24 protein-coding genes are annotated in these 25,831 nt (G+C 51.4%); 10 read left to right on the top strand and 14 right to left on the bottom strand.

Features of this window, described 5'->3' with window-relative positions:
* Window positions 1-81: 81 nt before the first annotated feature.
* Entirely contained in the window at window positions 82-879 is a 798-nt protein-coding gene (locus K3T82_RS36705; RefSeq protein WP_220198473.1) for a metallophosphoesterase family protein, read from the bottom strand.
* A 187-nt stretch (window positions 880-1,066) separates the two neighbouring features.
* On the opposite strand from K3T82_RS36705, the gene K3T82_RS36700 reads away from it, so the two are divergent.
* Window positions 1,067-1,933, top strand: coding sequence for a DMT family transporter (locus K3T82_RS36700; protein WP_220198472.1), 867 nt, complete (start codon window positions 1,067-1,069; stop codon window positions 1,931-1,933).
* A 203-nt stretch (window positions 1,934-2,136) separates the two neighbouring features.
* The gene (locus K3T82_RS36695) at window positions 2,137-2,988 is read left to right on the top strand and encodes a patatin-like phospholipase family protein (RefSeq protein WP_220198471.1); all 852 of its coding nucleotides are present in this window, start codon (window positions 2,137-2,139) and stop codon (window positions 2,986-2,988) included.
* 125 nt (window positions 2,989-3,113) lie between these two features.
* Here K3T82_RS36695 and K3T82_RS36690 read toward each other — a convergent pair whose 3' ends face one another.
* From K3T82_RS36690 to asnB, 4 genes are all read right to left on the bottom strand, one after another.
* The gene (locus tag K3T82_RS36690; protein WP_220198470.1) at window positions 3,114-4,370 is read right to left on the bottom strand and encodes an RNA polymerase sigma factor; all 1,257 of its coding nucleotides are present in this window, start codon (window positions 4,368-4,370) and stop codon (window positions 3,114-3,116) included.
* A 15-nt stretch (window positions 4,371-4,385) separates the two neighbouring features.
* Window positions 4,386-4,736, bottom strand: coding sequence for a YciI family protein (locus K3T82_RS36685; protein WP_220198469.1), 351 nt, complete (start codon window positions 4,734-4,736; stop codon window positions 4,386-4,388).
* A gap of 1,099 nt (window positions 4,737-5,835) precedes the next feature.
* On the bottom strand, window positions 5,836-6,333 hold the full coding sequence (locus K3T82_RS36680) for a MarR family winged helix-turn-helix transcriptional regulator (protein WP_220198468.1): 498 nt from the start codon (window positions 6,331-6,333) through the stop codon (window positions 5,836-5,838).
* Entirely contained in the window at window positions 6,317-8,164 is a 1,848-nt protein-coding gene (gene asnB / locus K3T82_RS36675) for an asparagine synthase (glutamine-hydrolyzing) (protein ID WP_220198467.1), read from the bottom strand. The genes K3T82_RS36680 and asnB overlap by 17 nt, the downstream gene beginning before the upstream one ends.
* Before the next feature lie 290 nt (window positions 8,165-8,454).
* Between asnB and K3T82_RS36670 the strand changes: the two genes are divergently transcribed.
* Entirely contained in the window at window positions 8,455-10,524 is a 2,070-nt protein-coding gene (locus K3T82_RS36670; RefSeq protein WP_220198466.1) for an alpha-amylase family glycosyl hydrolase, read from the top strand.
* Window positions 10,525-10,702: 178 nt separating this feature from the next.
* Window positions 10,703-11,212 carry a tetratricopeptide repeat protein gene (locus K3T82_RS36665; RefSeq protein WP_220198465.1) on the top strand — a complete coding sequence of 170 codons (510 nt, stop codon included), beginning with the start codon at window positions 10,703-10,705 and terminating at the stop codon, window positions 11,210-11,212.
* Here the strand turns inward: K3T82_RS36665 and K3T82_RS36660 are convergent.
* Window positions 11,209-12,066: an NAD-dependent epimerase/dehydratase family protein gene (locus K3T82_RS36660; RefSeq protein ID WP_220198464.1), complete on the bottom strand. Its 858-nt coding sequence runs from the start codon at window positions 12,064-12,066 to the stop codon at window positions 11,209-11,211. The genes K3T82_RS36665 and K3T82_RS36660 overlap by 4 nt on opposite strands.
* A gap of 340 nt (window positions 12,067-12,406) precedes the next feature.
* Complete coding sequence (locus tag K3T82_RS36655) at window positions 12,407-12,844, bottom strand: hypothetical protein (protein WP_220198463.1); 438 nt, start codon at window positions 12,842-12,844, stop codon at window positions 12,407-12,409.
* Between the two features lie 253 nt (window positions 12,845-13,097).
* Between K3T82_RS36655 and K3T82_RS36650 the strand changes: the two genes are divergently transcribed.
* Both K3T82_RS36650 and K3T82_RS36645 read left to right on the top strand, forming a co-directional pair.
* Window positions 13,098-13,832 carry a hypothetical protein gene (locus K3T82_RS36650; RefSeq protein ID WP_220198462.1) on the top strand — a complete coding sequence of 245 codons (735 nt, stop codon included), beginning with the start codon at window positions 13,098-13,100 and terminating at the stop codon, window positions 13,830-13,832.
* Window positions 13,825-14,004 (top strand): hypothetical protein, encoded by a 180-nt coding sequence (locus K3T82_RS36645; protein ID WP_220198461.1) that lies wholly within the window; start codon window positions 13,825-13,827, stop codon window positions 14,002-14,004. The genes K3T82_RS36650 and K3T82_RS36645 overlap by 8 nt, the downstream gene beginning before the upstream one ends.
* Before the next feature lie 248 nt (window positions 14,005-14,252).
* Here the strand turns inward: K3T82_RS36645 and K3T82_RS36640 are convergent, their stop codons facing one another.
* From K3T82_RS36640 to K3T82_RS36630, 3 genes are all read right to left on the bottom strand, one after another.
* Entirely contained in the window at window positions 14,253-14,747 is a 495-nt protein-coding gene (locus tag K3T82_RS36640) for a DinB family protein (protein WP_220198460.1), read from the bottom strand.
* 328 nt (window positions 14,748-15,075) lie between these two features.
* Window positions 15,076-15,903 carry a phosphotransferase gene (locus K3T82_RS36635; protein ID WP_220198459.1) on the bottom strand — a complete coding sequence of 276 codons (828 nt, stop codon included), beginning with the start codon at window positions 15,901-15,903 and terminating at the stop codon, window positions 15,076-15,078.
* Window positions 15,904-15,985: 82 nt separating this feature from the next.
* Window positions 15,986-16,630, bottom strand: a complete 645-nt coding sequence (locus tag K3T82_RS36630) for a TetR/AcrR family transcriptional regulator (RefSeq protein ID WP_220198458.1) — start codon at window positions 16,628-16,630, stop codon at window positions 15,986-15,988.
* Between the two features lie 182 nt (window positions 16,631-16,812).
* On the opposite strand from K3T82_RS36630, the gene K3T82_RS36625 reads away from it, so the two are divergent.
* Together K3T82_RS36625 and K3T82_RS36620 are read left to right on the top strand one after the other, a co-directional pair.
* Complete coding sequence (locus K3T82_RS36625) at window positions 16,813-18,036, top strand: cytochrome P450 family protein (protein ID WP_220198457.1); 1,224 nt, start codon at window positions 16,813-16,815, stop codon at window positions 18,034-18,036.
* Between the two features lie 413 nt (window positions 18,037-18,449).
* Window positions 18,450-20,180: a L,D-transpeptidase gene (locus tag K3T82_RS36620; RefSeq protein ID WP_220198456.1), complete on the top strand. Its 1,731-nt coding sequence runs from the start codon at window positions 18,450-18,452 to the stop codon at window positions 20,178-20,180.
* A 75-nt stretch (window positions 20,181-20,255) separates the two neighbouring features.
* Here the strand turns inward: K3T82_RS36620 and K3T82_RS36615 are convergent, their stop codons facing one another.
* Together K3T82_RS36615 and K3T82_RS36610 are read right to left on the bottom strand one after the other, a co-directional pair.
* Complete coding sequence (locus K3T82_RS36615) at window positions 20,256-20,825, bottom strand: GNAT family N-acetyltransferase (protein WP_220198455.1); 570 nt, start codon at window positions 20,823-20,825, stop codon at window positions 20,256-20,258.
* Window positions 20,826-21,066: 241 nt separating this feature from the next.
* Window positions 21,067-22,365 carry an MFS transporter gene (locus K3T82_RS36610; RefSeq protein ID WP_220198454.1) on the bottom strand — a complete coding sequence of 433 codons (1,299 nt, stop codon included), beginning with the start codon at window positions 22,363-22,365 and terminating at the stop codon, window positions 21,067-21,069.
* 475 nt (window positions 22,366-22,840) lie between these two features.
* Between K3T82_RS36610 and K3T82_RS36605 the strand changes: the two genes are divergently transcribed.
* The gene (locus tag K3T82_RS36605) at window positions 22,841-23,326 is read left to right on the top strand and encodes a response regulator (protein ID WP_220198453.1); all 486 of its coding nucleotides are present in this window, start codon (window positions 22,841-22,843) and stop codon (window positions 23,324-23,326) included.
* Window positions 23,327-23,360: 34 nt separating this feature from the next.
* Here K3T82_RS36605 and K3T82_RS36600 read toward each other — a convergent pair whose 3' ends face one another.
* Window positions 23,361-24,074 (bottom strand): DsbA family oxidoreductase, encoded by a 714-nt coding sequence (locus K3T82_RS36600; RefSeq protein ID WP_220198452.1) that lies wholly within the window; start codon window positions 24,072-24,074, stop codon window positions 23,361-23,363.
* Window positions 24,075-24,426: 352 nt separating this feature from the next.
* Here K3T82_RS36600 and K3T82_RS36595 point away from each other — a divergent pair, with 352 nt between their 5' ends.
* On the top strand, window positions 24,427-25,107 hold the full coding sequence (locus K3T82_RS36595) for a hypothetical protein (RefSeq protein WP_220198451.1): 681 nt from the start codon (window positions 24,427-24,429) through the stop codon (window positions 25,105-25,107).
* A 194-nt stretch (window positions 25,108-25,301) separates the two neighbouring features.
* Here K3T82_RS36595 and K3T82_RS36590 read toward each other — a convergent pair whose 3' ends face one another.
* On the bottom strand, window positions 25,302-25,649 hold the full coding sequence (locus K3T82_RS36590) for a DUF1801 domain-containing protein (RefSeq protein WP_220198450.1): 348 nt from the start codon (window positions 25,647-25,649) through the stop codon (window positions 25,302-25,304).
* Window positions 25,650-25,831: the final 182 nt, after the last annotated feature.

Genomic DNA, 25,831 nt, shown 5'->3' with positions numbered 1-25,831 from the left:
GCGACTCGTGTTCCCGCCAAGTATAGCCTGCTTTGACTCTCGACGCAATCTCTCTCTTTACCTTTGCCTGCTCTCCCTGGCTTACAGTGCTACTTCGAAGAGTCGCGTCGTAACCATGTTTTCATGCACGGTAACAAGGCGATAATGAGGTGGTAGCATGCAAACAGTGGGTTTGTCGTCGAGCGTGGCTTGAGGAGCCGTCGAGCGCAGGCCGAAGATCGGGATGTTGCCTACAACGCGCTCATATGTTACGTGAGCATGTCCACTGAAAATACCTAAGATATTGTTGTGCCCGTTCACAAGCTCCCAGAAGGTTTCGTTCTGCTCTGGCAAGAAACTATCCTGAAAGCGACCACCAACTGGCACCAGGTGATGATGGGTGAGAAGAATGGTTGGCTCTCCATTCTTCAGACCACGAGCGAGGAAATCAAGCATTTCGGGGCGAGCTATGCCCTGGCCCTGTGGTCCCCAGTCAAGGCAAAGGAACTGGATACCCTTATGCTGAAAGCTGGCGTTTTGCAGAAACGTCTGTGATTGCTGCTGGAAGAGGTGGCGGTAATAGTAGTACCTGTCGTCATGGTTTCCAGGTAGCAGATAGAGCGGGACATTGTGCAGGCCCTCAGTGGTGATATGTGCGGGTCCAGGCGCGACCTGTCCCATTTGTAGGCCGAGTATCTGTGCGAAGTTAGCATATGATACTTCAGATGGCTCATTTACAAGGTCACCGCTTGTCAGAATGAAGTCGATGCGGTCTGCGATATGTTCTGAGATGTGGCGTAGGACCGCACGTAAGTTGCTCGCAGTCGCATAGCCATCCAGCAATTCTTCCTCTGTTTCCCCGATGTGATGGTCAGTGATCTGCACAAATGAGAAGGTCATCGCTACATTCCTCCATGAAATAAAGTTTTATTAATTTGATGATAATATGAAAAATTGTTTCCGTCAACCTCTTGAAAAATATTATTTCTCGTTGTATTCTCTGTGAAGAAATAAAATTTCATTAAGGCTGGAACGCATAATGTAGCATGTGACCACCTATCCCATGAGATTAGAGAGAAGGGATTTCATGAACCACCTGATACTTGCGCTGGTGCTACTTGCGGCGGTGATTCACGCGACCTGGAATTTCCTGGCGAAGCGCGCCGGTAGTAGCCCTGGGTTTCTTTGGATCAGCGGTGTTGTATCGGCTTTACTCTATGTGCCGGTGCTGCTAACGATTATTCTGCTTTATAAACCGCAGTTGAGCCCACTCCAATACGTCTTTATTTTTGGTACGGCCTGTCTGCATGTGGGCTATTTCTTCTTTTTGCAGCGTGGCTATGGTGCGGGTGATCTCTCGTTAGCCTATCCTCTGGCCCGGGGAACTGGCCCGCTGATCTCGTCCATTGGCGCGATTATCCTGCTGAATGAGCGACCGTCACCGCTTGGCCTTCTTGGCATGGTTCTATTAATTGGAGGCGTACTTGCTCTGGTGGGTAATCCCATACGAATTATCCGCAGTGGCGCAGATACCCGCGTAGTCATTGGCTATGCCTTGATTACGAGTCTCTTCATTGCTGTCTATACTATCTGGGATAAATATGCTGTGAGCGTGCTTCTGATTACGCCCTTGCTACTCGATGGCGCCTCAAGTATCGCACGGGCGTTCCTCCTCACGCCAAGCGTCCTGGGACGTTGGGATAAAGCGAGTGAGACGTGGCGCAAATACTGGCGCGAGGCCCTCGGGGTCGGAGTCCTCTCACCTATGGCTTACTTACTCGTTCTCTTCGCCATGACAACCAGCCCGGTTAGTTATGTAGCGCCTCTGCGCGAGAGTAGTGTATTGATTGGCACCTTCATGGGCGCACGCTTCCTGGCAGAGAAGCACACCTGGCGCAGATTCGGGGCTGCATGTGTCATTCTTTCTGGTATCGTCCTGCTTGCCCTGGGTTAGTTTATAATAAGGAGAGCTAAATGTAACTTGCCTGTTGTGCCTCCTCATAACACCCAACACCGACTGCCGGATCACCAACACGATCACGAATTCAGGTGACATTAGGATAGCTGCTCATATCATATACTATCTTCATAACGCGGTAGGATCTGCCCGAAGAATGCTATGCTACTAGCATCATTGTGATATAGAGGAGAGCAAAGATGACGAAACGTGCTTTGGTTTTGAGTGGTGGTGGTGTGGCGGGAATTGCCTGGGAGACAGGATTGGCTGTGGGTCTGTTCGAGGTGAGCCTAGATGTACGAGAGGCGGAACTCATTGTGGGAACGTCAGCGGGATCTACCGTTGCCGCGCAGATTACCAGCGGTCTATCCTTTGAAGAACTCTATCAGCGCCAGGTGAACCCCGCTCTACAAGCGACTGAGATTGATGTCAAAATCGATATGCAGGAATGGGGAGCCAGTTTTATGCGCATCCTGGAGAAGGCTTCCAATCCGCGCGAGATTCGCCAGGGCATAGGGGAGATGGCCCTGGTAACTCAGACGGTGCCCGAGTCTGAGAGACGGGCTGTTATTGTCTCGCGCTTGCCAGTCCATACCTGGCCCCAACGTCAGATGCAACTAGTCGCGGTAGATGCTCATAGTGGTGAACGGGTTGTCTTCGACCGCTCGTCCGGTATTGACTTGATCGACGCTGTTGCCGCCAGCTGCGCGGTTCCCGGTGTTTGGCCCCCTGTTACGATTGGTGAGCACCGCTATATTGATGGTGGTACTCATTCAAATGAGAACGCGGATCTAGCAGTTGGCTATGACCGGGTGCTAATCATTGAGCCCGAAGTACCTGCACTCCCTCTGGAGAAGTTGGAGACCCAGGTAGAACTCTTAGAACGACATGGGGCCAAAGTCGAGATTATACGTCCGGTCGAGGCTATGAAGGAGGCGTTAGCTTCAGTTGGTGGCAACCCGCTGGACCCCTCGTTACGAGAGGTCGCGGCCCGCATCGGGCGTGAGCAAGGCCGTAACATCGCATCTCATATAGCCACATTCTGGCGCTAACAAGAATCTATATCGCTGGTGGCGAAGCCCGCCTTCGCCACCATTTCATATCTGAAGTAATCACACTCTTAATCTTTTCACTGTTTCGCGAAAAGATCACGCTTCACCTTCCCCCATTTCCCCCATCACACTTGCGTTGACTCAATCAGGCGCTGGCTAAGGAAAGCGTGTTCGCTCTCATTCTGGCAGAGGTCAAGGGCTTTCTTATAGGCACTACATGCTTCACTTAAATGCCCCGCCCGTCGCAGGAGGTCGGCGTGGGCTGCATGGTATGGGTAGTAGCTATTCAAGGCTTCTCTCATCGCGGGCTGTTCCAGGATCTTTAGACCTGCCAGGGGACCATCTGCCATGGATACAGCAACAGCGCGGTTCAATTCGACAACATGTGAGGGGATCATCTGAACCAAGCCCCAATAGAGTGCGGCAATCTGAGGCCAGTCTGTATCCTCCGCGCGCTCGGCCTGAGCATGTAGAGCGCTGATCGCGGCCTGAAGCTGATAAGGGCCTGCTTGCTTCATATATAGCGCACGCTCTAGAAGAGCAATTCCCTCGCGCTTCTTGTCCTGGTCCCACAGCGAGCGATCTTGCTTCTCAAGTGAGATAAATTCGCCATTTGGTCCGGTGCGTGCGCCGCGCCGGGAATCATGTAGGAGCGCTAGAGCCAGCAAGCCGAGGGTTTCCGGTAGTTTTGTGAGTAGTGCCTCGCGCTCTAGCAGCATGGTCAGTACTCGTAGCAGATGTATCGCTTCTTCGCATAGCTCCCGCCGCACCAGATCAGCGCCTGATGTGGCAGTATAGCCTTCGTTGAAGATAAGGTATAGGGTGGAGTGCACAGCCTTTACCCGCTCATCAAGCAGATGTGCAGGGGGAACTCGATATGGTATGCCTGCGTCTCTGATCTTGCGTTTGGCGCGTACGAGTCGCTGAGCCATCGTTGGGATGGGAACAAGGAAGGCATGAGCTATCTCGGCAGTTGAGAGACCACCCAATGTGTGTAGGGTCAAGGCGATCTGAGCATCGAGTGCCAGGGCTGGATGACAGCAGGTAAAGATGAGCTTGAGTCGCTCGTCTGGAAAGGTGTAGTCTTCCTGGCTCATTTCTTCCTCTTGCTCTATGAGTGTCTGAAGTATCGCCTGTTTTCGTGCCCAGGTGCTCTCACGGCGCAGGCGATCAATCGCCTTGCGCCGTGCTGTGGTCGTGATCCACGCGGCAGGATTGGCTGGAAGCCCTTCGCGAGGCCAGTGCTCGAGCGCCACCAATAGTGCGTCTTGAAGCGCATCCTCGGCTAGCTCGAAGTCCCTCACGGTCCCGATTAGACTAGCAAGAATGCGACCCGCTTCTCTATGGAAGGTCTCAGCTACTACCTGCTGCGTTGTGTTCATTTCTTTCCGCTCGCCCTACTCGAACTCCATAATTGGGCGCACCTCAATAGACCCGTTCGCAGCGCCAGGAATTTTGGCTGCGAGCTCAATGGCCTCGTCGAGGTCCTTACAGTTGAGCAAATAGTACCCACCCAATTGCTCTTTCGTTTCGGCGAAGGGGCCATCTGTCGTAAGCACTTTGCCCTCGCGCAGGCGTACTGTCGTTGCGGTACTGGTTGGCTGGAGCGCTTTGCTATCGATATGAACACCTCTCTTTTCCACCTCATTGCCGTAATCAGTATATGCCTGATAGATCTTTGCATTCTCCTCGTCGCTCACCTGGGCATCCGCAACTTCGTTGGTATAGATCAGCAGTAAGTAGCGCATAGTTGTCTCCTTTATAACAATTTCAGGGGTTACCATTGCCCCTTTCATAGAAACGACGAACGGTCTGCGACCAAATCGACAATGTATCCCAGGATTTTTTCCGAATTTTAAAAAGATCCCATTTCACAATCGCAATCCCGTTTCGCGAAAAGATCCCATTTCACTATTCTTCCCTGTTTCATAAAAAGATCACACTTTGACTTCGTAACCTCGTTTCGCGCAAAGTTCACACTGTACATCTTCATACCATATCATGCAAAGATCGCACTTGCCTATCATGCCTTCAGTTCGAATCAATTACATGCGTTGCGTTTGCCCATATCGTAAAAGATCACACTCGACGATCAACAATCTATGGCTAAGGCCCTTATTGCGGAAGGATCACACTTTATTCCCTTTAATGGGTTGTTCGTATCGGATTTAGAACACAAAGAGGGAAGGTAGGCATGACCGCAAGGTCACACCTACCTTCCCTGTTCAGCTACTCCAATCTCTTGTGTCGGACCGGGACGTTATTCAGAAAAAAAATTCAAGCCGGACTATTTCATCCGAGCAAGGAGTTCCGGATCTCCTCCCAGGTCAGCAGGCCGAAAGTTCCATCCAGGACCGAAGCCCGAAAATTTTTTTGTGGGTTCCCACACCACTCGTGGTGCTGGCCGTTCTTCCCTAAGCAGTAAAGGCAGATTACGTCACCCATTACTATCAACCTCACAAAAAAGGAGTTGCAATTTATTGACCGAATTCTCCACTCTCAGAAAGAGCAGACCAGGACGATCAGCCTGGAGTTCATGTTTTCCTCATCGACAAGGCAGAATATCTGTGAGAATGGCTCGAATGCCTCAAAAGCGTGAAGTCAGAACACAACTCCACCTGAGCAAAGAGAGCAGCGTGCAATTCATTGTACAGAAAAGACCTGCTGAGAAGCGCGCTCAAATGCTTCTCACCTGATTGGAGTACTGCCATCATCAATCTGGCGGTCTCTTGCCACCAGGCGGACCTCAAAGATCTAGGCTGGCCTGGACAACACATACAATAGGTTGTAATAATACTCTTTAGCGGTACGTATATCTATGCACTGTTTCACAATTTGGGAAATGGATCACACTTCATGACCATGTACAAGTTGCGACCTGAGCGAGTTGGCGAGGGCGTTGGCACCCATATGATATGCCGCAAGTTCTTCGTCGCTCAGGTGCCGCAGGCTGGCAGCGATAGTGTAGCGTCCAACGAGGAGGCGTGTGTATAGTTCTTCGCCCTGTTGTGTAAGCCGAACAAGGCAGCGGCGGCGATCCGTGGCATCGGAGGACCGCTCCACGAAGCCCGCCTGGACGAGCTTCTCTATCAGGTGCCCCGCCGTGGGGACGCCAATTTCCATGTGGCGTGCGAGCTGGCTTACAGGGAGCGAGCCGTGATTCGCTAGCAGCAGCAGCGTTCGTAGCTGTGCCAGTGAGAGGTCAAGGCTCATCCAGGTTTCCGCCAGGCTACGCCAGAGCGCGCGATGAATCTCGAGGTAGCGGTTTAATGCCTCCTCTTCCATTTGTTCGCGTTCTGACTGCACTGACTTTGTCAATTGGGCTTCGCTATTGAACGGTAACATGGTACTCCTGTAACCAGGCGTTGGCCTGGATGATATAGTCGAAGAGGAAGTAGGCGCTCTCGCCGCGTACTGCCTCATCCTCATGTTTAGCGAGCTTGCTTACAAAGTCCAGGTTGATGAAAGGACGAATAGGAGCATTTGTGTCGTTGGCAATAGAGAGCGTCCATTTGCGTACTGCCTGGGTATAGGCCGGGTCGAACGAGGTAGGATACGCGCTCTTGCGCCTCATGCGGACCTCGTCGGGAAGGATGCCGCTAAAGGCCCGGCGAAGAATACCCTTCTCTATATGGTCAACGGATTTCATCTCCCAGGGGATGTTCCATACATACTGTACCAGGCGATGGTCACAGAAGGGAACGCGCACCTCAAGCCCGGTTGCCATGCTCATGCGGTCTTTGCGATCCAACAGGAGTGGTAAGAAGCGCGTCAGGTTGAGGTAGAAGATTTCGCGCATGCGTGCGTCGCGCGCACCTTCACCTTCTAGTCGTGGCACCTCCGCCAGAGCATCCTGGTAGAGCTTTCTGATACGATTACGCGGGTGCAGGCGTTGTGTCATATCTGCCGAAAGGAACGATGCGTGTGGTTGTAAGAATTGATTGTCGCTGGCTCCGCCCATCCGAGCCGCCAGCCATGGGAAAGTGGGCGCATTGATGACCCGTTCCTGGTGGAACCAGGGATAGCCACCGAAGACTTCGTCGGCGGATTCGCCAGAGAGCGCGACCGTGGCGTTCTGCTTGATAACCTTGAAGAGCAGGTAGAGTGAAGTCTCTATCTGGCCCATCTTGGGGCGGTCATGCGCGCGCATTGGTACGAGGAGGTTCTCAACCAGATCATTTGTAGAGACCACAATATCATGATGGTTGGTGCCCAGATAGCTCGCCATTTGCTCGACATAGGGACGATCAATACTTGGGCGCATGGCGTTGCCTTTAAAGTTCTCTTCGCTATTGTCATAGTTAATGGCGTAAGTATCGAGTGTGCGATGCTCCTCAGCGAAGTTGCGTGCCGCCAGCGATGAGACTCCACTGGAATCGAGTCCACCTGACAATAGCGTAACAACAGGCATGTCCGCGATCAACTGGCGTTTGACCGTGTCGCTTAGCAGAGCGCGAATATGCTCGGCGGTCGTTTCCAGGTCATCAGTATGGGGATGGCTAATAAGTTGCCAGTATGGGCGCAGGTTGACTCGCTCGCGTGTAAAGGTGGCGCACCAGCCTGGGTGTAGCTCGTTGATGTCGCGGAAGATGCCCCCGCCTGACATAAAGAGTGAGACAAAGATTGCTGCCAGCCCTGCATCATCCAATATCGGTTTTATCAGTGGATGTGCCAGCAGGGCCTTGATTTCTGAGCCAAAGATGATGGAGCTCCCAATCTGAGCATAGAAGAGAGGCTTGACACCCAGATGGTCGCGAGCTATAAAGAGGCTCTGCTTTGCCTCATCCCAGATGGCGAAGGCGAAGATGCCATTGAAGTGCTTGACACACTCTTCGCCCCACTCTAGATAGGCATGTAATAATACCTCAGTATCAGATTGGGTCTTAAATGTATGGTCACGGGAGCGTAACTCCTCGCGCAGCTCGCGGTAATTATAGATCTCTCCATTATAGGTCAAGGCGTAAGTAGTATCGCCTTGCGTGAAGGTCATGGGCTGCTTCCCGCCAATGGGATCGATAACAATCAGGCGTCGGTGTGCGAGTGCAGCTCTGGGAGAGAGCCAGTAGCCCTCGCGATCCGGTCCTCTGTCGCGCAAAGTACAAGCCATCAGTTCAAGCTGCTGCTGCTCTTCTGAAAGATCCCGTTCCCAGTCAATCCAACCAGTAATGCCACACATAAAGTATGTTTCCTTTCCAATAGCGATTGCTCTGTTATATATCTATAAATTGTTTGATATTATCAATATAATTGATGACGTCAAGATAAATGAAAAGAGATTATATACATATTATTGGGAGTCATGTGCTCCAATGAGCATTGTATCGTCTCCTGAGTGGCAAGATTGCACACATTCGCATTCCTTGAAGAAAACTGCATAAGGGATATTCCTTGACACCTTTTATCTGCTTGATGCACGTTATATAGAAGAGATATCTCTACCCTATACTCTCTGAAAGGTTCATCTGAATGCAAGCAGTCAAAGACCTGGCGCAACAGGCCGCCGATCTCCTGGTTCATAGAAAGACCCATTTTGCCCTCTGGCTTCCAGCCGTTACGGAGCCTGCGCCTCGCTTAATCATCGGTTCGTTTGCTCCAGGCAACCCGCCAGGACTTGCTCACGAACAAACCTTTATGCTCTCACCTTCGGCGAAGGGGCTGAATCTGTGGGATATCGCAGCCAGGGATTGTCTGCTTGAAAACGGGAAAGTGTATTACTACTGGTTTGAGGTGACAGATAGCAACCTCTATAAAGAGAGCCATCCGCGCATCCGCGTGACCGATCCCTTTGCTTTTAATGTCGATTGGCGTTTGCTTGCCCCTGCTCCTGATGATCCTGAGTTTGGTGAGGAGGATCGCTACCCAGCCGGTGTAGTCCTCTATAAGGATGGGGAACTCCAACCCTGCGACCCCGAGAAGCAGCAGCCAGATTGGCGTAATGACCCTCCTCTCAAGACATTGCCAGTGAATACGCAACTTGTTATCTACGAGTTACCCAGCGCCTGGTCGCGCACACGCAAAGAAGGCGGTGTTGAGACGGCGGTAGGTACCTTTCGGGATGTGCTGGCCCTGATCGATCCAGCCGCGATACCCTTTAGCTTCTTCGGCCTCGCTGTGTTACAGGAGGGACGTGCGCACCTGCGCGACCTGGGCGTCAATGCTCTGGAGCTGTTACCGCCCGCTGATAGTTTTGTCCACGGCGGCTGGGGTTATGCGACCACCAATTTCTTTGCCGCTGATTATGATCTCGGTAGCTATGGTAAGAATCAGAAGCCCGCGCCCTCGACAGAACTCGCGCGCCTGATTTGTGCCTGCCATCGTAGCGGCGTGCGCTTCTTCGCTGATGTCGTGATGGCTTTCGCAGCGCATAATCCGTACCGCTCGATCAACTTTCCGGCTTTCTTCGTCAAGGCTAACTCTGGCGACCCCGAGGAATACTCAGGTGGGATCAAGCGCGATGGCTTTGGAAGCGACCTCTTCAAGTACAATTATCAGGTCGAAAGTTATGATCCTATGACTGGCAAGAGCGCGAGACTTGTTCCCGCACGTGCTTATATGCTTGCCTATCTCGACCATTGGATGCGATACTACCGTATTGATGGCGTGCGTATCGATAGTATCGTGAATATCGCGAGCTGGGATTTTGTGGAGAGCTTCAAGAATACTGGTCATCGAATCTACCAGGAACGTTGGAGCGAGCAAGGCAATGATCCTGAGAGTGCCGGGGCTCGCTTCCTGGTCACAGGCGAGGAACTAGATATGCCGCTTGGCTTAGTGAATCAAAATCGCGTCGATAGCCTGTGGAATGAGCATTTCAAGCGCTATATCCGTGCAGCCATTATTGGTCAGAGTCATCCGAGCGAGCCGAACTTTGAGGAGATGGTCAAGAAACTCGTTGATTGCCGTCGAATTGGCTTTGGTGATGGTTCGCAGGTGGTCAACTATGTGACCTCGCATGACGTTGAGGGTTACGGTAACGAGCGCCTCTATAACTTCTTGAACAATAACGGCATCCACGAAACAGAACAACGTATCAAGCTAGCTTTCTCCTGCCTGATCACTTCGGTTGGCGTACCGATGATCTTCGCGGGAGAAGAGTTCGCGGATCAACACGATGAGCCGACAAGTGGCCCCGAGAAGCAACTTGATCCCGTGAACTTCGAGCGTCGCTATGATCCCTGGCGCGCGCGTATCGTGGATCATGTCTCGCGTTTGGTGAAGCTACGCACCAGTAATGAGGCTCTCTGGAACAATGAAACCTCCTTTATTCATAGTGACTTCACCGAGGGGAAGCGCGTTATGGCCTGGGTGCGTGGCGAGGTTGGTAGCCGCGACATGGTTGTTATAGTCGCCAACTTTAGCGACTATGGAACTCCCAATGCCAGCGATAAGAGCGCCGAGTATGTTGTCACCAATTGGCCTCAGTTGCCAAAGGGGATGAATTGGCGTGAGGCAACAGAGTGTCGTAGGGTACCGCTTGAATGGGCTGGTCGCGAGCCTATCTATCCCTGGGAGGCTAAAGTCTACGTTGCCTATTAGACAGGCAATATTCAGGTCAAGCGAGGGTCGTACATGGGCGCAAATGTGCCCATGTACGACCCTCGCTTCATTGCGCGAAGCGTAGCACGCGCAGAGAATTCTTCCATGTTGAGAATGATGTGTAGCTATGCTAGAATGCGGACATCGAAATCGATAAGAACTTTTAGGGGGTAAACATATGCTACGAGATCGTCTAGCGGAAGCTATCCAATTACGGGAGGAGGGGCGTGCAAAGCAGGATCAAGCCATCCTGGGGCAGGCGCGAGTACTCCTTTTAGAGCTGAACGCTGCCTACCCGGATGACGCCGAGATCACCTATCAAAATGCTGTGGCATGCGATAACCTGGGGCTTGAACATGAGTCGATACCCTATTACTTGCGCGCGCTGGAACAGGGGTTGGCTGGTCCTGACCTTGAGCGAGCCTTACTTGGCCTGGGCAGTACCTACCGTGGCCTGGGCCAATATGACAAGGCCGTTGAGACACTGCGTCGAGGCGTGAGAGAGTTCCCTGACAACCGCGCTCTCCAGGCTTTTCTGGCTATGGCCCTGTACAATTCACAGCAGTATAAGGAGGCCATGGAGATTGTCTTTACCAATCTGCTAGAGACAACTACCGACGAGAAACTACTGTACTTCAAGCGGGGCCTCGAGTACTATTCCCTGCATCTCGACGAGGTCTGGGACTAAGATTGCAGGCTGCGCGCGAAGCCCTCACGCCATGACGGATACTCAGGTTGCCAACGCAATTGCTGGCGCGCCTTTGCGTTAGATGCGCCACGCATGCCGCGCGGTTTCTCGTCACTGGTTGGAGGCTCGGGCGCGCCGAGTACTGCCGCGTAGATCGGAAGCCAGACCTTGCCAGTTGCTGGCTCATCATCTACGATGTTCACAATGCCCTGCGGCCAGTCTAGCGCCAGCAGGGCTGCGCGTGCCGCGTCATCTATATGCAAGAATGAGGTTACCTCTTTGCTGGCAACTACTTCCCCGCGCCGTACCTGCTCGGCGATGACACCATCCCGCGCGTACCATGTATCCGGTCCATAGAGCAAACCATAGCGTAGCACCAGAGGTTGCTCCATTTCCGCGACCGCACTCTCTAGCGCCTGAACACCTTCAATTGTACGCAGGCGTGGCAAAGGTGCTTCCAGATCAAGGGGCACGTTCTCATCGGCTGGCCCCTCACCGGGCGCGGTGACCCAGGAGATACTTTGCGCAATCATACGGCGCACACCTGCACCCTTCGCCGCGTCCACAAGATTGCGTGTGCCCTCCTTGCGAAGCCGCACGTTCGCCGCGTAGTCGAAACTGCTCAGGTCCGTGAGTTGATGGATGACCATCTCGGGCTGTATCTCGCGCATCACTTTGCTTAATCCCTCGCGATCATACATATCTATAACTAGCGGTGAAGCGCCTGCCTGTTGAAGTGCCTGTCCCTTCTCGGCTGTGCGCGTCGTCCCATAGACTTCGTGTCCAGCCGCGATCAGCAATGGCACCAGTCGCCGTCCAATAATGCCTGTGGCTCCCGCGACAACTATCTTCATCTCAAGACCCCTTCCTTCTATTTATCTATTCGTGAATTTGTCCTGACTATAGCAGAAGAATGGCCCATGTCAAAGATCCATTATGAGGCGTTAGCAAAGGGCCATTGTGGGTAAAGTAGGGGCAGAACATGGTGGTAAGACAGATGCACTAATAGAAGCAACTACAATGTCCGTATGCATATTCTTAGGGGAAGGGCCAACTGCTAAAGAGGTTAATGAAAGAAGTATCGCTAGATCATGCGATGCTAGCTGTGCGGGGAGCGGCAGGTGCGGAGCACACACTCTTGGTTGGGGTGTGTACCGCGCCTGCCTCTCGCCACGTTCAGTTCAGGGTGTCACGTCAGCCCACGATCTCCGTGAGCAGGCGCTCGGCCAACACGTCGAAGTCGTAGGCGTCGAGGGTTCCGAGGTTGGCGAACCGGGCGAGGGCCTTGCTCTCCTTGATGCGCGCCCGGTTATCCCGCATGAGGCCCGCCAGGGACTCTTCGGTGATGGGCCTGTTCCCCAGGAGATTCAGGGCCTGCTCGGCGGCGATCTTGACTTTCCGCTCATTTTGGTGGCTCATCTGGACCTTCGCCCAGATGCAGGCCAGTAATACGACGAGCTTCTGGTCTCTGACCAGACTCTGGCAGTACTGCCGGATACCCTGCGCATCTGTTGCGCCGACGAATGCGAAGAAATCCTCGTAGCACAGAGCGCCAGGACCGTCGTCGTACAACGGGAGCCTTCCGGCGAGCTCGATGAGCTGTTCCCCAATCATGCCTTCTGATTTGGCCATTATGGCCTCCCTTTCGGGTCGTCTCGGATGTGAACGAACGTGGCCCCACCTCTTGGGGTTGGGGACCCAGCCACAGGCGGCTCTCAGAAAGAAAGCCTATAACTTGTTCAAAACGGAGGATAGCATACAATTTAGTAAAATGCAAAGAGCGAATGTTCTGATGTCTTCTTGATGAATTTTACCTGGCAATTGCAGAAAAATGATCCTGTTAAATGATCATATTGGAGGGGCATGATTGAAGAGGGAGAACGTGGTGACGGGGCCACACCTGCTAGGTGTGGCCCCGTCGAGCCGATGTTGCTCAGGGTCAGAGCGTGATCACCATCCCGCGGGATTTGCGGAAGACCCGGATCAGGGAAGGCTTCTCGTCGCCGGGGCTCCAGATCGGGCCGAATCTCTGGTCGATGTGGAGTTCGGGGTAGATCACATCGCTCCGGCCCGCGCGGTATGCCTCAGCGGCCCTCGCCGGAGAGAGGATGTACACCCGATCCTGATTCCCGACCTCTTGCTGTTCCGGAAGCTGGGACAGGTTCGTCAGGGGCTTCTGGGACGCCCGGGGGATGCGGATGAGCTTGCCGTCTCCCCGCAGGTACCTGATGGCGCCATCAGTGCGGTTGATGTACTTCTTTCCGCCTGCCAGGAGGGCCTGGTACATGACGAAGCTGATGCGTGTCTCGCGCACCTGCGCCGAAGAGTCCGGGTAGATGGCGTATCTGAAGTTGCCATACTCCAGGTACACATGCCGCCCTTCCTCGACGACCTTGACGGGCGTGTTGTTCCTCGTGAGGCGCCCATGCTCTGGACCGAGTACGAACTCTGTCGTACCCTTGCCTATCAAATGCACTTTCACCTTCATGCTCAAGCCTTCCGGCTCGGGCAAGGGCCTTGTGCCCTCGCAGTGACTGTGACCTTACTGAGAACATCGATTGGCCGTTCCTGCTTCACATGCTCATGGAGCGTTCTAGCAGGGGTTCATCATTGTGACTGAACTGGCCCGGTCAGTCCCGATGCCTTCCCTCATCTTCCGCGAGGTCTCAACGATCAAGACAAGCGGGAGCCTCGGCGGGCATGAACCAGCACCCGACCACCTGGTATGTGCGACTTTCATCACGCATATGGATCAGCGGTGGCAACCGATCTACTCGTATCCCATAGTATAATGTGCGACACGTTGGTAAGCAAGCTAGCTTAAGGGACAAAGTGTGTTATTGTACGCATACTGATGGATGGGATTCCTCTTAGAATGATGGAGGCTCTCTACTACGGAAATGTTCAGCATGTAGTAGAGAGCCTCCATCATTCTAAGAGGAGGATCAGAAGGCTTGAACCCAATATATGTAGACACAGAGCCTTAGCCTGTTTGGGTTCAAACTACTGCCCTCCACTATATTGGGGGCCTGGGGTGAAACTAGAGGTCTATGGCTGGTATGTTGTGGGCACCAAGCATAAAGGAGAGTTCGCCTCCATGATGCAGGTCGTGTTCGATGAGGTGCCAGATAACCCATTGACGTGTGTGGGGTATCTTCTCTTGTGTCTCATCGTCGATATCGTACACAATCTCTTGTAGCTTCTCGGGTGTCCAATGCTCAAGCGCGTCCTGAAGCACCTTCCAGGTTATCTGTAACCCCTTTACCAGTTCGGCGGCTGGTAGGGTAGGCTGATCAGGCATACCCCATTGCGCGATCTCTAAGAGCTGCTCATCGCCTATGTTCAACACAAAGTAGGACCAGCCCGCGCGAACAGAGATGATGTGGCGTGCGATTGTGTCAACGTTGCGCAGGTGTGGCGCGATCCGCGCGGTCATCTGTTCAGGTGTCAGTTGCCCAATCGCTTTGACGAGGTGCTGCTGGTAGACATCCCAACCCTGATAGAAAGGGGCGACATTTGTAGGCTGCTCGATCATGAATGATTCTCCTCACAAATTCAATATAGTATGCTCAAATGCCCAGTTGTATGTAATACTCATGGGCTGCTTTCGTTGAAAATGGAGAAATATACACCCTGGGGACATCCAGATGGCATGCTTATATATAGTCGTGTCGTTTAGCCAGCAGTGCTGGTAATAATGGTGACTAGCAGTGCTCAGTTGGTAAAAAAGGCAGGGTGTACAACCTCCGTGAGATGTGAATGTTGTTCATACAAATCCCCTCCTTTCAATATATAGACCACGATCTCGCGCTCTAAGATTACCATATCCACAACCATGTTGTAAATCATCATGTACTTTATCGTCAGACAAGCCTGCTCTGCAAGAGTGGACGATTATGTTGGAATACCACGATTTCGCGTCGATAATGGTCCAGGTGCCCTTCATTGACGAGGCGCAGGCGAGCAGGGTCCCTGGCCACAACTCCCTCGATGAGCCAGTCACACATGGCATACAGACGGCGCTCGACGAAATCCAGTATGTCGGCATAGGGCTGGTTCAGCCCATATGCCCGACAGAAGATGCGCAGGCGCTCACTCTGGACGAGTGGATCATTCAGGCCGAGTTCTTGAATATCCTTGTCGAAGTAGAGCGGGGCGAAGCGATAGGCCGCGTAGGCAAGATCCCAGAGGCGCGGTCCTGGTCCTGCTGTGTCAAAGTCGATGAGTGCGTGCGGTCTGTGGTCCCGATAGATCATATTATAGGGCGCGATATCCCCGTGGCAGATGACCTCATGTTGCCGCTGATCTGGATACACGAAGTGCCAGGTTGCGTCTGTAGGAGGAACATAGTCGATGGTGGCATCATGATAGCTACGCGTCAGGTGTGCGACAGCTATAAGGGCTTCTTCGGACCACATATAGTCAGGTAATGGATAGTGACCAACTTCGCCCGCGATAAAGCTGAGAATCTCGCGTCCTTGCGCGTCAATGCCCAACAGGCGAGGCGCGCCACTGAAGCCACGTTTTTCCAGATGGTTTAGCAATGTATGAACTGTTGTGCTCCACGGGCCTGGATGGCGGCGAACAGTCTGCCCAACACGCGTAGCTCCAGTGACATTGCCACCCTCCAAAGGGATTTCTTGCTCATTTTCAATCATTTCATTGGTGTAAGTTTGCTCAAATTCCGACATTATCAGGTATTGTCCTTCCTAACCACAATTATTCCTAAATAAATTCTCATTTGGATTGCCAGGAAATCGGGCGAGAGGTCTCTCACCAGGTGCTCATCTCGCGAAGATTGACAAGGATCAGGCGATAGCTATAAGTTGCGATTTGCTGGGGTGTATAGGGTCTGCCCTCCTCAAGCCACCAGGTAATAGTTTCGACCATCTGAGTTGCCAGGAGGTCCGAGGCAAAGCCCTTTAAGGCCCTGCCAGGGGAAACAAGAAGTGTCTGAAAGCGTTCTGCCATGAGTTCTGATAAATATGAGCGCATCTTCTGTACGAACCAGGGGCTACCCTTACGCCCAAGTAGCACACGATAAAGATGCTCAAATTCCGCAAAGTGCTCGAATAAGCGTACCCAGGGTTCTGGAATAGTATCCTTATCATGGACGAATTCTATGAGCTTATCCCAACTTGCAGGCTCGTAGCTTAGGCCGAGCGCACTGAAGTGATCGTGGCGGAGCGCATCTATGTCACGCAAAATGACCTGCATGACCTCCTCAAAGATCTGCTCAACCATATCGTACTTATCCTGATAGTAGCGGTAGAACGCGGCGCGACTCACCATCGCGCGTTGAGCAATCTCCCCCACCGTAATCGCGTCGAAGCCACGCTCTTCTACCAGTTCAATGAATGCCTCCCGCAGGAGCTTATGTGTACGCCTCACACGTAGATCGCTGGAGTTTTGAGACATTTCGCGCTCCTTGTCACATATTTTACATTCTAATGCTATTGTCCCTTGTGCCTCTTTCCAGGCCACTTTACAATTGCTGAAGAAGATATGTTCTTACGTGAAAATCAGCCCTGCTAGTTGGAGCTAAGGCACTCAGGCTTTCTTAAAAGGAGTGCGTAAATACGAAAGGAAACCAATAGCATATGGGACAAATTACATTGCTCGACCTCGTCGCACAAGATACTAAGCGTGACCCATTTACCTTCTATGAGCGTTTGCGCGTGGAGGCACCACTTATCCGTGTCTCGGGTCTCCTTGGTCGGGAGAATACCTGGCTTGTGACGAATTATGATGATGCAATAGCCATTCTTAAAGATCCACGCTTCTTCAAGGATCTGCAAAAGTTTTCAAATGTGCAGCCTGAATCAACATCCGATATGACTGTACGTAACCTTACAACATGGAGGCGTGATATGCTCACTGTTGATCCACCAGATCATACCCGCCTGCGTGGTTTAGTTTCTCAGGCGTTCACGCCACGTATGATTGAGCACCTACGTCCACGGGTTCAGCAGATTACAGACGAGCTATTGGATGCCGTAGAGGGATGCGGTGAGATGGACCTTATCGCGGAATTTGCCTACCCGCTCCCTATAACCGTCATCTCGGAGCTATTGGGTATCCCTACCGAAGATCGCCAGGGCTTCCGTGCCTGGACTCAAGCATTATTGGCTGCATCCTCTGGTGTAACCCAACAGGATGAGGCAAAACGTACTGAGGCTCTGCAAACCTTTATAGATTATATCAGTGCCTTGCTTGCTCGCAAGCGTGAGCATCCAGAAGAAGATTTGATAAGCGGGATGCTTCAGGCCCGTGATCAGAATGATGCTCTGAGTGAACGAGAATTGGTTTCAACCATCTTCCTGCTCATCGTTGCGGGTCATGAAACCACTGTCAATCTCATCGGCAATGGCATGCTTGCCCTGCTAACCCACCCCGAACAGCGTGAAAAACTCCAACGTAATCCCGAGCTGTTGTCATCAGCTATTGAAGAACTCTTGCGCTTCACCGCCCCGGTTAGCATCTCCACACTTCGCTGGGCTAGCGAGGATGTGACCCTGCACGGGCAGATCATTCGCAAAGGTGAACTTGTGCTCACCTCCTTGATAGGAGCAAATTATGATGCGGTACATTTCCATCATCCGCAACAACTCGATATTGAGCGTGAGGAGAACAAACATATCGCCTTTGGCAAAGGCATTCATTTCTGTCTTGGCGCCCCACTCGCGCGAATGGAGGGTCAGGTCGCCATCGGCACATTGCTGCGACGTCTGCCACACCTGCGCCTTATTGATGATGAGTCCCATTTGAATTGGACTCCCACCCCGATCTTACGTGGTCTTGTTTCTCTCCCCGTAGCATACTAGATCTATTATTTATAGAGGAGGTTCACTCTATGGTCTGACCTCCTCTATAGTACTCACATTGATCTTCAGGTTGCAAATCATGCCCATTCTCTAGAATTATCAGTACTGCATGCAGCGTAGCAGGACCTTTGGGTGGGATCACATCCATATTTGTAAATGCAATTAAGCCGTTAAATCGGCCTGTAGAGCCACTTTATGCCCTTATTAAAGAATGCTATTAATGACATGAAAGATGTATTATTAGAACTAAATAGTTTTATATATAGCATGTCAATAGAACACTATACACTTATCCGCGCTTGGTGCTATTTAGTGCTTTTTTAATAGTTAATCGGCTTATGTGAGCGCAGTCGCTCTCAGATTAATAATTAAGGGAGCTTACAAAGCGGATTCTAAAGAGGATTCTCCACACTATGAACTTTAGGCAGTATACCATGCCGGAGCGGTCTGTAACCGCTCCTATGCACGGCAAAAAGGTGCGGTTTACTCTCCTGTTGCTTCTCACTATAAGCATGCTGCCAGGGTTGTTGACCGCATGTGGCGGGGATGCGCATCTGCAACAGCAGGCGCAGCAGGATCAGAACACATTCGATAAGACGTTGCAACAGGCGCAGGATGCAGGTGTGCCACTGTCAGTCTTGCAACCTCTTATGAAGCAGCAGCAGAGCTTGAAGTCTTCCAGTGCTCCCTGGCCTCTCTTCAATGGAAACTCTGTCGACGAGTATTACAGCAATCTCTCTACACGTTATAACTCGCTGACGGTGCAGACCCAGGGCCTTGTTGATGCCACCACGGATCGCTTCCATGAGCAGGCATCGACTGACCTCCAGCGCTTACAGACCACGCTCGCCAATAAGCAAAAAGATGGCCTGCCCCTCGATACTTTGAATAAGCTCTATAATACGGGCATGGATCAGCAGAAGAAAGCGAAGTATCCGAAAGATTATGCCGCGATCAGTGTGCAGGCAAAGGATGCAGTCTCGACCATCAATATGATGCCGAGTACGCTGGAAAAGCTTGATACGCTCAAGGAAATTATCAGCCTGATGCAAGAGGGCCACCAGGATACGGGCGACTTGCAGAAGCAATATGACGCCAACTATAAGGACATCTCCAAGGCTACCAAGCCCGGAGACTTAACTGCAGTTGGGAAGAATATCGATAAACAGAGCGAGAGCGCGACGGCTAGTTTCCAGAAAATTATTCCACAACTTGCTCAGGATAAAATCGATGCCTATGATAAGCAGGTAAAACAGCTTAAAGACTATGGCGTTGATACCAGTTCCTATGACAAGACCTCCACTTCCTTGCATGATCAGGCCCAGAAGGTGAAGACGCTGAAGGATTTTCTTGCCTTCGAGAAGGCGTATAACAATGGGATCAGTGGAATGCAGTTGGATCTGTTGAAGGGCAAGGCTACTTCAGAGATCAAAAAGTTCCATGCGAAAGTGGATAGTTGGGGTAATTCTCACCTCTATCATAATCCTTATGATGGCAAGAACTATGCGCCGAACATGGGCTACATGACCAAGGGCATCGGCGAAGATCTTGACAATGAACTGGCTGCCGCGAAGACGCTCACTGATTATCAGGCGGTGGTGACGGATGTGGAGAATGAGTCCCTGCATCTGGAGATGTTCATTCAGGACTTCAGCGATGGCACTCCTTACTCTCAGCCTCACGCGACGGATACCCAACTGATGCAGCACTACAAACTGCTCGGCTCACAGGTCATTGTCGTCTCATTCGCTGAGCAGGCCATGCGCGTGTACAACGGCGGACAACTGGTACGTGCCTTCCAGATCACAGCGGGTCGTCCGGAACTGCCAGCCGTTCCAGGTCTGTGGCCCGAGATGTGGCGCAAGACCAAAACCGTCTTTAAGTCACCTTATCCTAAGGGCTCGCCTTACTACTATGATGATACCAAGATCAATTACGCGATCCTGTATCACTCGGGTGGCTATTTCCTGCACGATTCCTGGTGGCGTAACGATTACGGTCCAGGCACGCAGTATTTTCACATCGACTCTAGTGGTAATTCGAGCGCCAATTACGGCACCCATGGTTGCGTGAACATGCCCCTCGATCAGGCCAAATGGGTCTACGATAACACCAGTTATAGCACTTCGATCTTGATGTATTAGAGTGCTCTAAGTAAAAGAGGGGCGCACATAGACAGTCTTACTTAAACTGCCTATGTGCGCCCCTCTGTATTGTCCCTAAGCATGTAAATAGACTGTGGTCTGGCGTGAGGCCCAATCAGCGCGTGTTAAAATATACACACTCTGTTGAATGTCATCTTTGACAATGTCCTCTATATGCTCCATGCCGGCCTTTTCAAGTGCATCTCTAGAGGCTAGATTAGGTTCTGGTATGATCGCGACGACCCGTTCGAGCGTGAGGGTGCGAAAGCCATAGGCCAGGCTGGCGGTAATTGCCTCATTGGCAATGCTTCTTTCCCACCCTTCGGTGGTGAATGCATACAATAACTCGACCTCGCCCTCAGTGTGCTTCAAGCCACAGAAACCAGATAACTCATCCTGCCCCCGTTCGTAGACACTCCAACAGCCAAACTTAAATTGCTCCCAATGGCTTAGAATGCCAGCCATGAACCTCTTCGCGTCCTCCTGAGATAACCCCTCGCTTGATGAGCGCTGTGCGCTCTCCTCTAGCCAGAGGTGGAGTAGCGCTTCCCCGTCCTGCATTGTGGGGCGGCGAAGGATTAGTTGACCCGTTTCCAGCTCTATCGTCAGGTGGTGCTGGCTCTCCTGCTCACTTTGCTGTGTCACGATTCCTTCTCCCTTCCAATTCAGCTTATTTCTAGTATCAGCATTTCCCATTCCGTGATATATAACGAATGAATGAGTCATGATTGTAGGTCCTAGGAACTTTTGCGCTATATCCTATCCATCTTTGGGGATATGAAATCGCTTCACAGCCTATCTTGCAGCAACACAGCCGTTAGGCGGAACATTGGAAGGAGAGAGGGGACTGGTCGAAGTGTGTAACCCTTTTCTCCTATAGGCAACCTTAAGCCGCTTGCTCGCGCAGGGTCTTCAGTTTGCGTATGTCGGGCCAGATACCAGCAACGACCAGCACTACCAGCAGTGTACCGATGCCACCCACAACTACCGCTGCGACCGGGCCGAAGAACTGTGCCGCTAATCCTGATTCGAAGCCTCCTAACTGATTAGAAGTACCAATGAAGAGCGAGTTTACAGCGCTAACGCGTCCACGCATCTCATCGGGCGTGCGCACAAGCGCAAGTGTTGAGCGAATAACAACGCTGATGTTGTCAAACGCTCCAATGAGAACAAGTGCGACAAACGAGAGCCAGAACCAGTGGGATAATCCGAAGAGGATTGTTGCCAGACCAAAACACGCAACTCCAATGAGCAGCGTCAAGCCTGCTCTCTTAAAGGGTGGGCGACGAGCGATTGTAAGGGCCATGGCGATCCCTCCCAGCGAGTCCGCCGCTTGTAACCAGCCTAGCCCAACTGGCCCGACATGTAGCACACTGGTTGCGAAGATTGGCAAAAGAGCCGTCGCGCCGCCAAATAGAACAGCGAAGAGGTCAAGTGTAATCGCAGCCAGCATAACCGGCGTTTGCCAGAGGAAGCGCAGACCACTCACAAGTGAACTGAGCTTGCGCCCCTCACCCATGCTAGACTTCTGGGGGCGAACGCGGATGAAGAGGAGCAGAATAGCGAAGATCAGAGAGCAACAGGCGCTAAGTAAAAATACCTGGGGTACTCCTTGAAAGAGCCCAATCAGGAAGCCACCCGCCGCTGGCCCAACCACGGAGGCTAGTTGAACAAGGCTGCTACGCCAGGTCATGGCATTTTCAAAGGCTTCCTCCGGTATCACCTGAGACACCAGCGCCGAGTTGGCTGGACTATTGAAGCATTGAGCGGCTCCCATTGCTGTCAGACAGCAGTATATCAGAAAGAGCGGGCCATGTTTGAAAGAGAGTAAGGCCAGGCTGAGTATCGCCAGCACAATTACACATTGTGCCACAAACACGATGTATTTACGGTTAACACGATCTGCGATATAGCCAGCGGGAAGAAAGAGCGCGATCAGTGGGATGACTTGAGCCAGACCCACACCACCTAATACTAGTGGCGAGTTGGTCTGCACATAAAGTTCCCAGCCAATGGCGACGGTCAGCATTTGTTGCCCAAAGAGAGATAGAGCAATGCCACTTAGAAGGAGGCGAAAGCCGGTGAAGTGCAAGGCGTTAGCGGAGGTATGAGTTGGTTTGGCTGAGGGTGAAACTGCTTCTGAAGCGATCTCTAGCACTTCCATTTCATCAGTGTTTTGTTCCATTAGGTTTCCTGATTCCAGATATGCACCACTTATGCGTATGGATAAGTACTACATACAGTAGCAGAATGCGTTCTCCATGAGACGTTAGCGCGGAGGCCCTGAGGGGTGTAAGGGGTATAAAAAAGCGCCAACTCTCACATCCGGTGGCCTTCCGCAAAAGCGCAGACTGCGACGATGTGCGTTGATTGGCGTTAACGCTTACGGTCAATGCTTAATTATAGTGACGGTTATAGTGTAACCCCTGATAGCGCCATGTGTCAAGCATAAGTCCGAGTTTCCGTGGTTCAGAACTATTGACTGTTGTGAGCTTGTATTCCTGTGCTGAGAACTGATATACTAAAGCCTGCTTCAAATAATTTCTACCATGCTTTAAACTTTTCCAGATCGCAGACACAAGCAAAACACCCCGGATGCCCATTTGAACAAATTATCATTTTTTTCATGGGCTATGTTCCGTAGGGATTCAAGCTTGAGGATGAGTACAACCTTTGATCTTTATTTCCCACTCTATGAGGAGAATATGCCACAACTTATACCAGAGTTGATAGAAACAGTCATTGAGCCCGTTGCGCAAACATATTGTGAGCAGCAAATTACGGTTCTGCTGGTCGAGGATGATCCCGATATCCGGATCGTTATGACGGAGACACTAAAGGATGAGGGCTATCAAGTCCTGGTCGCGCGTGATGGCGAAGAGGGACTGAAGACATTTCAGGCGCATGCCGAGATTATTCAGCTTGTGATCGCGGATATTATGATGCCTAAGATGCAAGGAAGAGCATTTCAAGAGCAGGTCCGCCAATCCCATCCTCTTGTGAAGATCCTGGTCATGAGTGGCCATCATCGGTTGCAGCTACAGCGACAAAACCTGTTGGACCCGCATAGCTCATTTTTGCAGAAGCCCTTCGACCTTGATGTCTTTTGCGAGACCGTTCAAAAGCTCCTCGCCAGCCCTCAATAAATCTCTGGGATAGCGAGGAACTTCGGATTATTTCTTAATCATTCTGGGGGATTGCACAGTTGTCCCCCTCGCATATCCCTGCATCCTGCGTGCTACCACTGATACTAATGAGTGGGTGTGACTCGGACCATGCTTTCTCAAGGACCTCGGTAAATACCTCAGTTGGTTGAGCGCCAGAGATGCCATACTTCTCGTCAATCGCGAAGAAGGGCACACCCTGTACGCCAAACATTCTGCCTCGCTGGAAGTCTGCCTTTACCTCGTCGACATAGGTATCGCTCTCAAGAGCGGCTCGTACCTCGTCTGCATCGAGTCCTATCTCACTGCCAAGGCGGACAAGCTCATTGATATTGGCGACCGCTGCGCCTTCGGTGAAGTGAGCCTTGAGCAGGCGCTCTTTAGCCTCATTCTGAAGATTTTTGTGCGCGGCGAAATGAATCAGGCGGTGTGCGTCAAAGGTGTTGTCATAGATGGCTTTGTCGAGATGATATTCCAGACCCGCTTCGGCGGCGACCTGGGTGACGCGCTCGTGCATCATCTTCACCCTCTCCTCGCCACCAAACTTCTTTGCCAGTGCCTCGGTTGAGGTCTGCGTTGAATCTTTGGGCGCGCTCGGATCAAGCTGATAGCTACGCCAGACAATCTCAACCTGCTCGCGCTGTGGGAATTGTTCCAGCGCGGACTCAAAATGGCGCTTGCCGATGTAGCACCAGGGGCAGGCGACATCAGACCAAATTTCAACTTTCATGGATGCTTCTCTCCCTTATTTTCGCGGGCAATCGCACGCCCAGGCGTATTATTGCCACTCTCGGATTGTTATTAGCTCTCTAAATAGAATACTCTCCTACACTAAGAACAATGAGCAAGGTTATTATCATCCCCAGCTTCTGATTGATCATGTTTTGTTCTATCCATGGCTGACGATAGCAGAAGTGAGCCCGGCGGAGACGAAAGCGCCGGGCTCACGTATGAAAAAGCTCAAAAACATTGCTATAGAGAACGTCGCGATGCGTCGGAAAAATATTTGGGGGACTGCCATGAGCATTGCATTGTGGGCTTAGGTATTGCATGATAAGAGTATTACAGCCGAGAGGGAGAAGATGGACGAAAAATCTCTGCTTGATACTATTCGAGCGTTAGCGCAATCTCGCGAGCTCGCATTGTCTACTAGTGATTCAGTAACATCTGATGATGTACAATGGGAAATTCATATCTGCCCAACTGATGTGTTTCACCGCTATGGTCTCTATCGTGTTGACCGATGGGTGTTATGGTCGCGTGAAACCTGGTATCTTGGATGGGCTCCGGGCTATGATTCATACTGGCTCGAAGGTGACCCGGCAGCCTTTTTGCAACTGGCTCAGGCTGATGATGTCTCTCTTGAGAGTATTGCTGCCTTCTGGGAGTATGCCCAGTGGTATCTCTTGATAACACAGGATCGGCATTATGATGACTTTGTCTTGATTGAGTCTATTGCTCAAATGGTATTTCGGGACGATATTGATGTGGATATGGAACCGTTGGATAGATTAAGAAAAGATTCATTCCTGGAACACTATACATCACGTATTAGCCAACCTCATATTCACCAGGTGCATAAGAGTGCTCATGTGGAAGTGTTTGTGGTCCATAATCATAATCTGGAACTTCATCACTTGTTGGTTAGCAGGGATGGAGATATTCATCATACATTTACGATATTGGAAAAAGACCTTCCATTGGCAGTCGCTGGCTATGGCTCCCATTCTATGATCTCAGGATTTTCGTCGCGTGAAAGCTAAGAAATGTGATACGCAACCCTATTGATAGCACTATGCTTCTGGTGCTTTTACCGTTGATCGTTTTTTCAATCGATCACACTTCGCCCAGAAGCCATGTTTAGAAAAGATCACGCCTGTCGTTCGTGAGCCGTAAAACGAAATAGGACACCCCTGCAAGAGTGGCCCATTTCGCGAAAAGATCACACGTTCTAGTTTTAGCGTACCTGAGCGGCTTGCTGGAGTAGTGTGGCGAAGAGTTCGTAATTAAAATCCTGGCTTTCTTCTATTTTGGCAGTGACGCGGTCTCCATTGGGACTGAGTGTCCCAAATGCTTTGGGATTGTCGAGCGCTTGAGCATTGAAGAGCATCACATTGACCCACTTCTTAGCTACATTAAACACACAGAGATAATCCCCGCCTTTTTTGTAGTGGGGGCGGCTATATAGCTTGAGCTCTTCGACCTCCGGCACAGTTTGTAAGATAATCTGTCGCAGACGATTGCAGACTTCAATCTGCCATGGTTGGTCGATCTTTTCAATATATTCAGTGATTTCTGGATTCATGCGGCTTTCTCCTTTAATATTAATCTTGTTTATTTGCGTGAGCACAGTCGCCTTTGACTATCATATGTTCAGGGACATAGAAATCATGAGGAGGCAAAACTAGCGACTGATCAGGCAGCGTTGGTGAGTGCTTTTAGAGCAAATTGTTTTTATAACTCTACTACTTTACTGTTCTTTTGCAA

It is taken from the genome of Ktedonospora formicarum (genome assembly GCF_016587355.1).
GTDB lineage: Bacteria > Chloroflexota > Ktedonobacteria > Ktedonobacterales > Ktedonobacteraceae > Ktedonobacter > Ktedonobacter formicarum.
The sequence above is the reverse complement of the archived record's forward strand: the minus strand, read 5'-3'. Positions and strand labels throughout refer to the sequence as shown.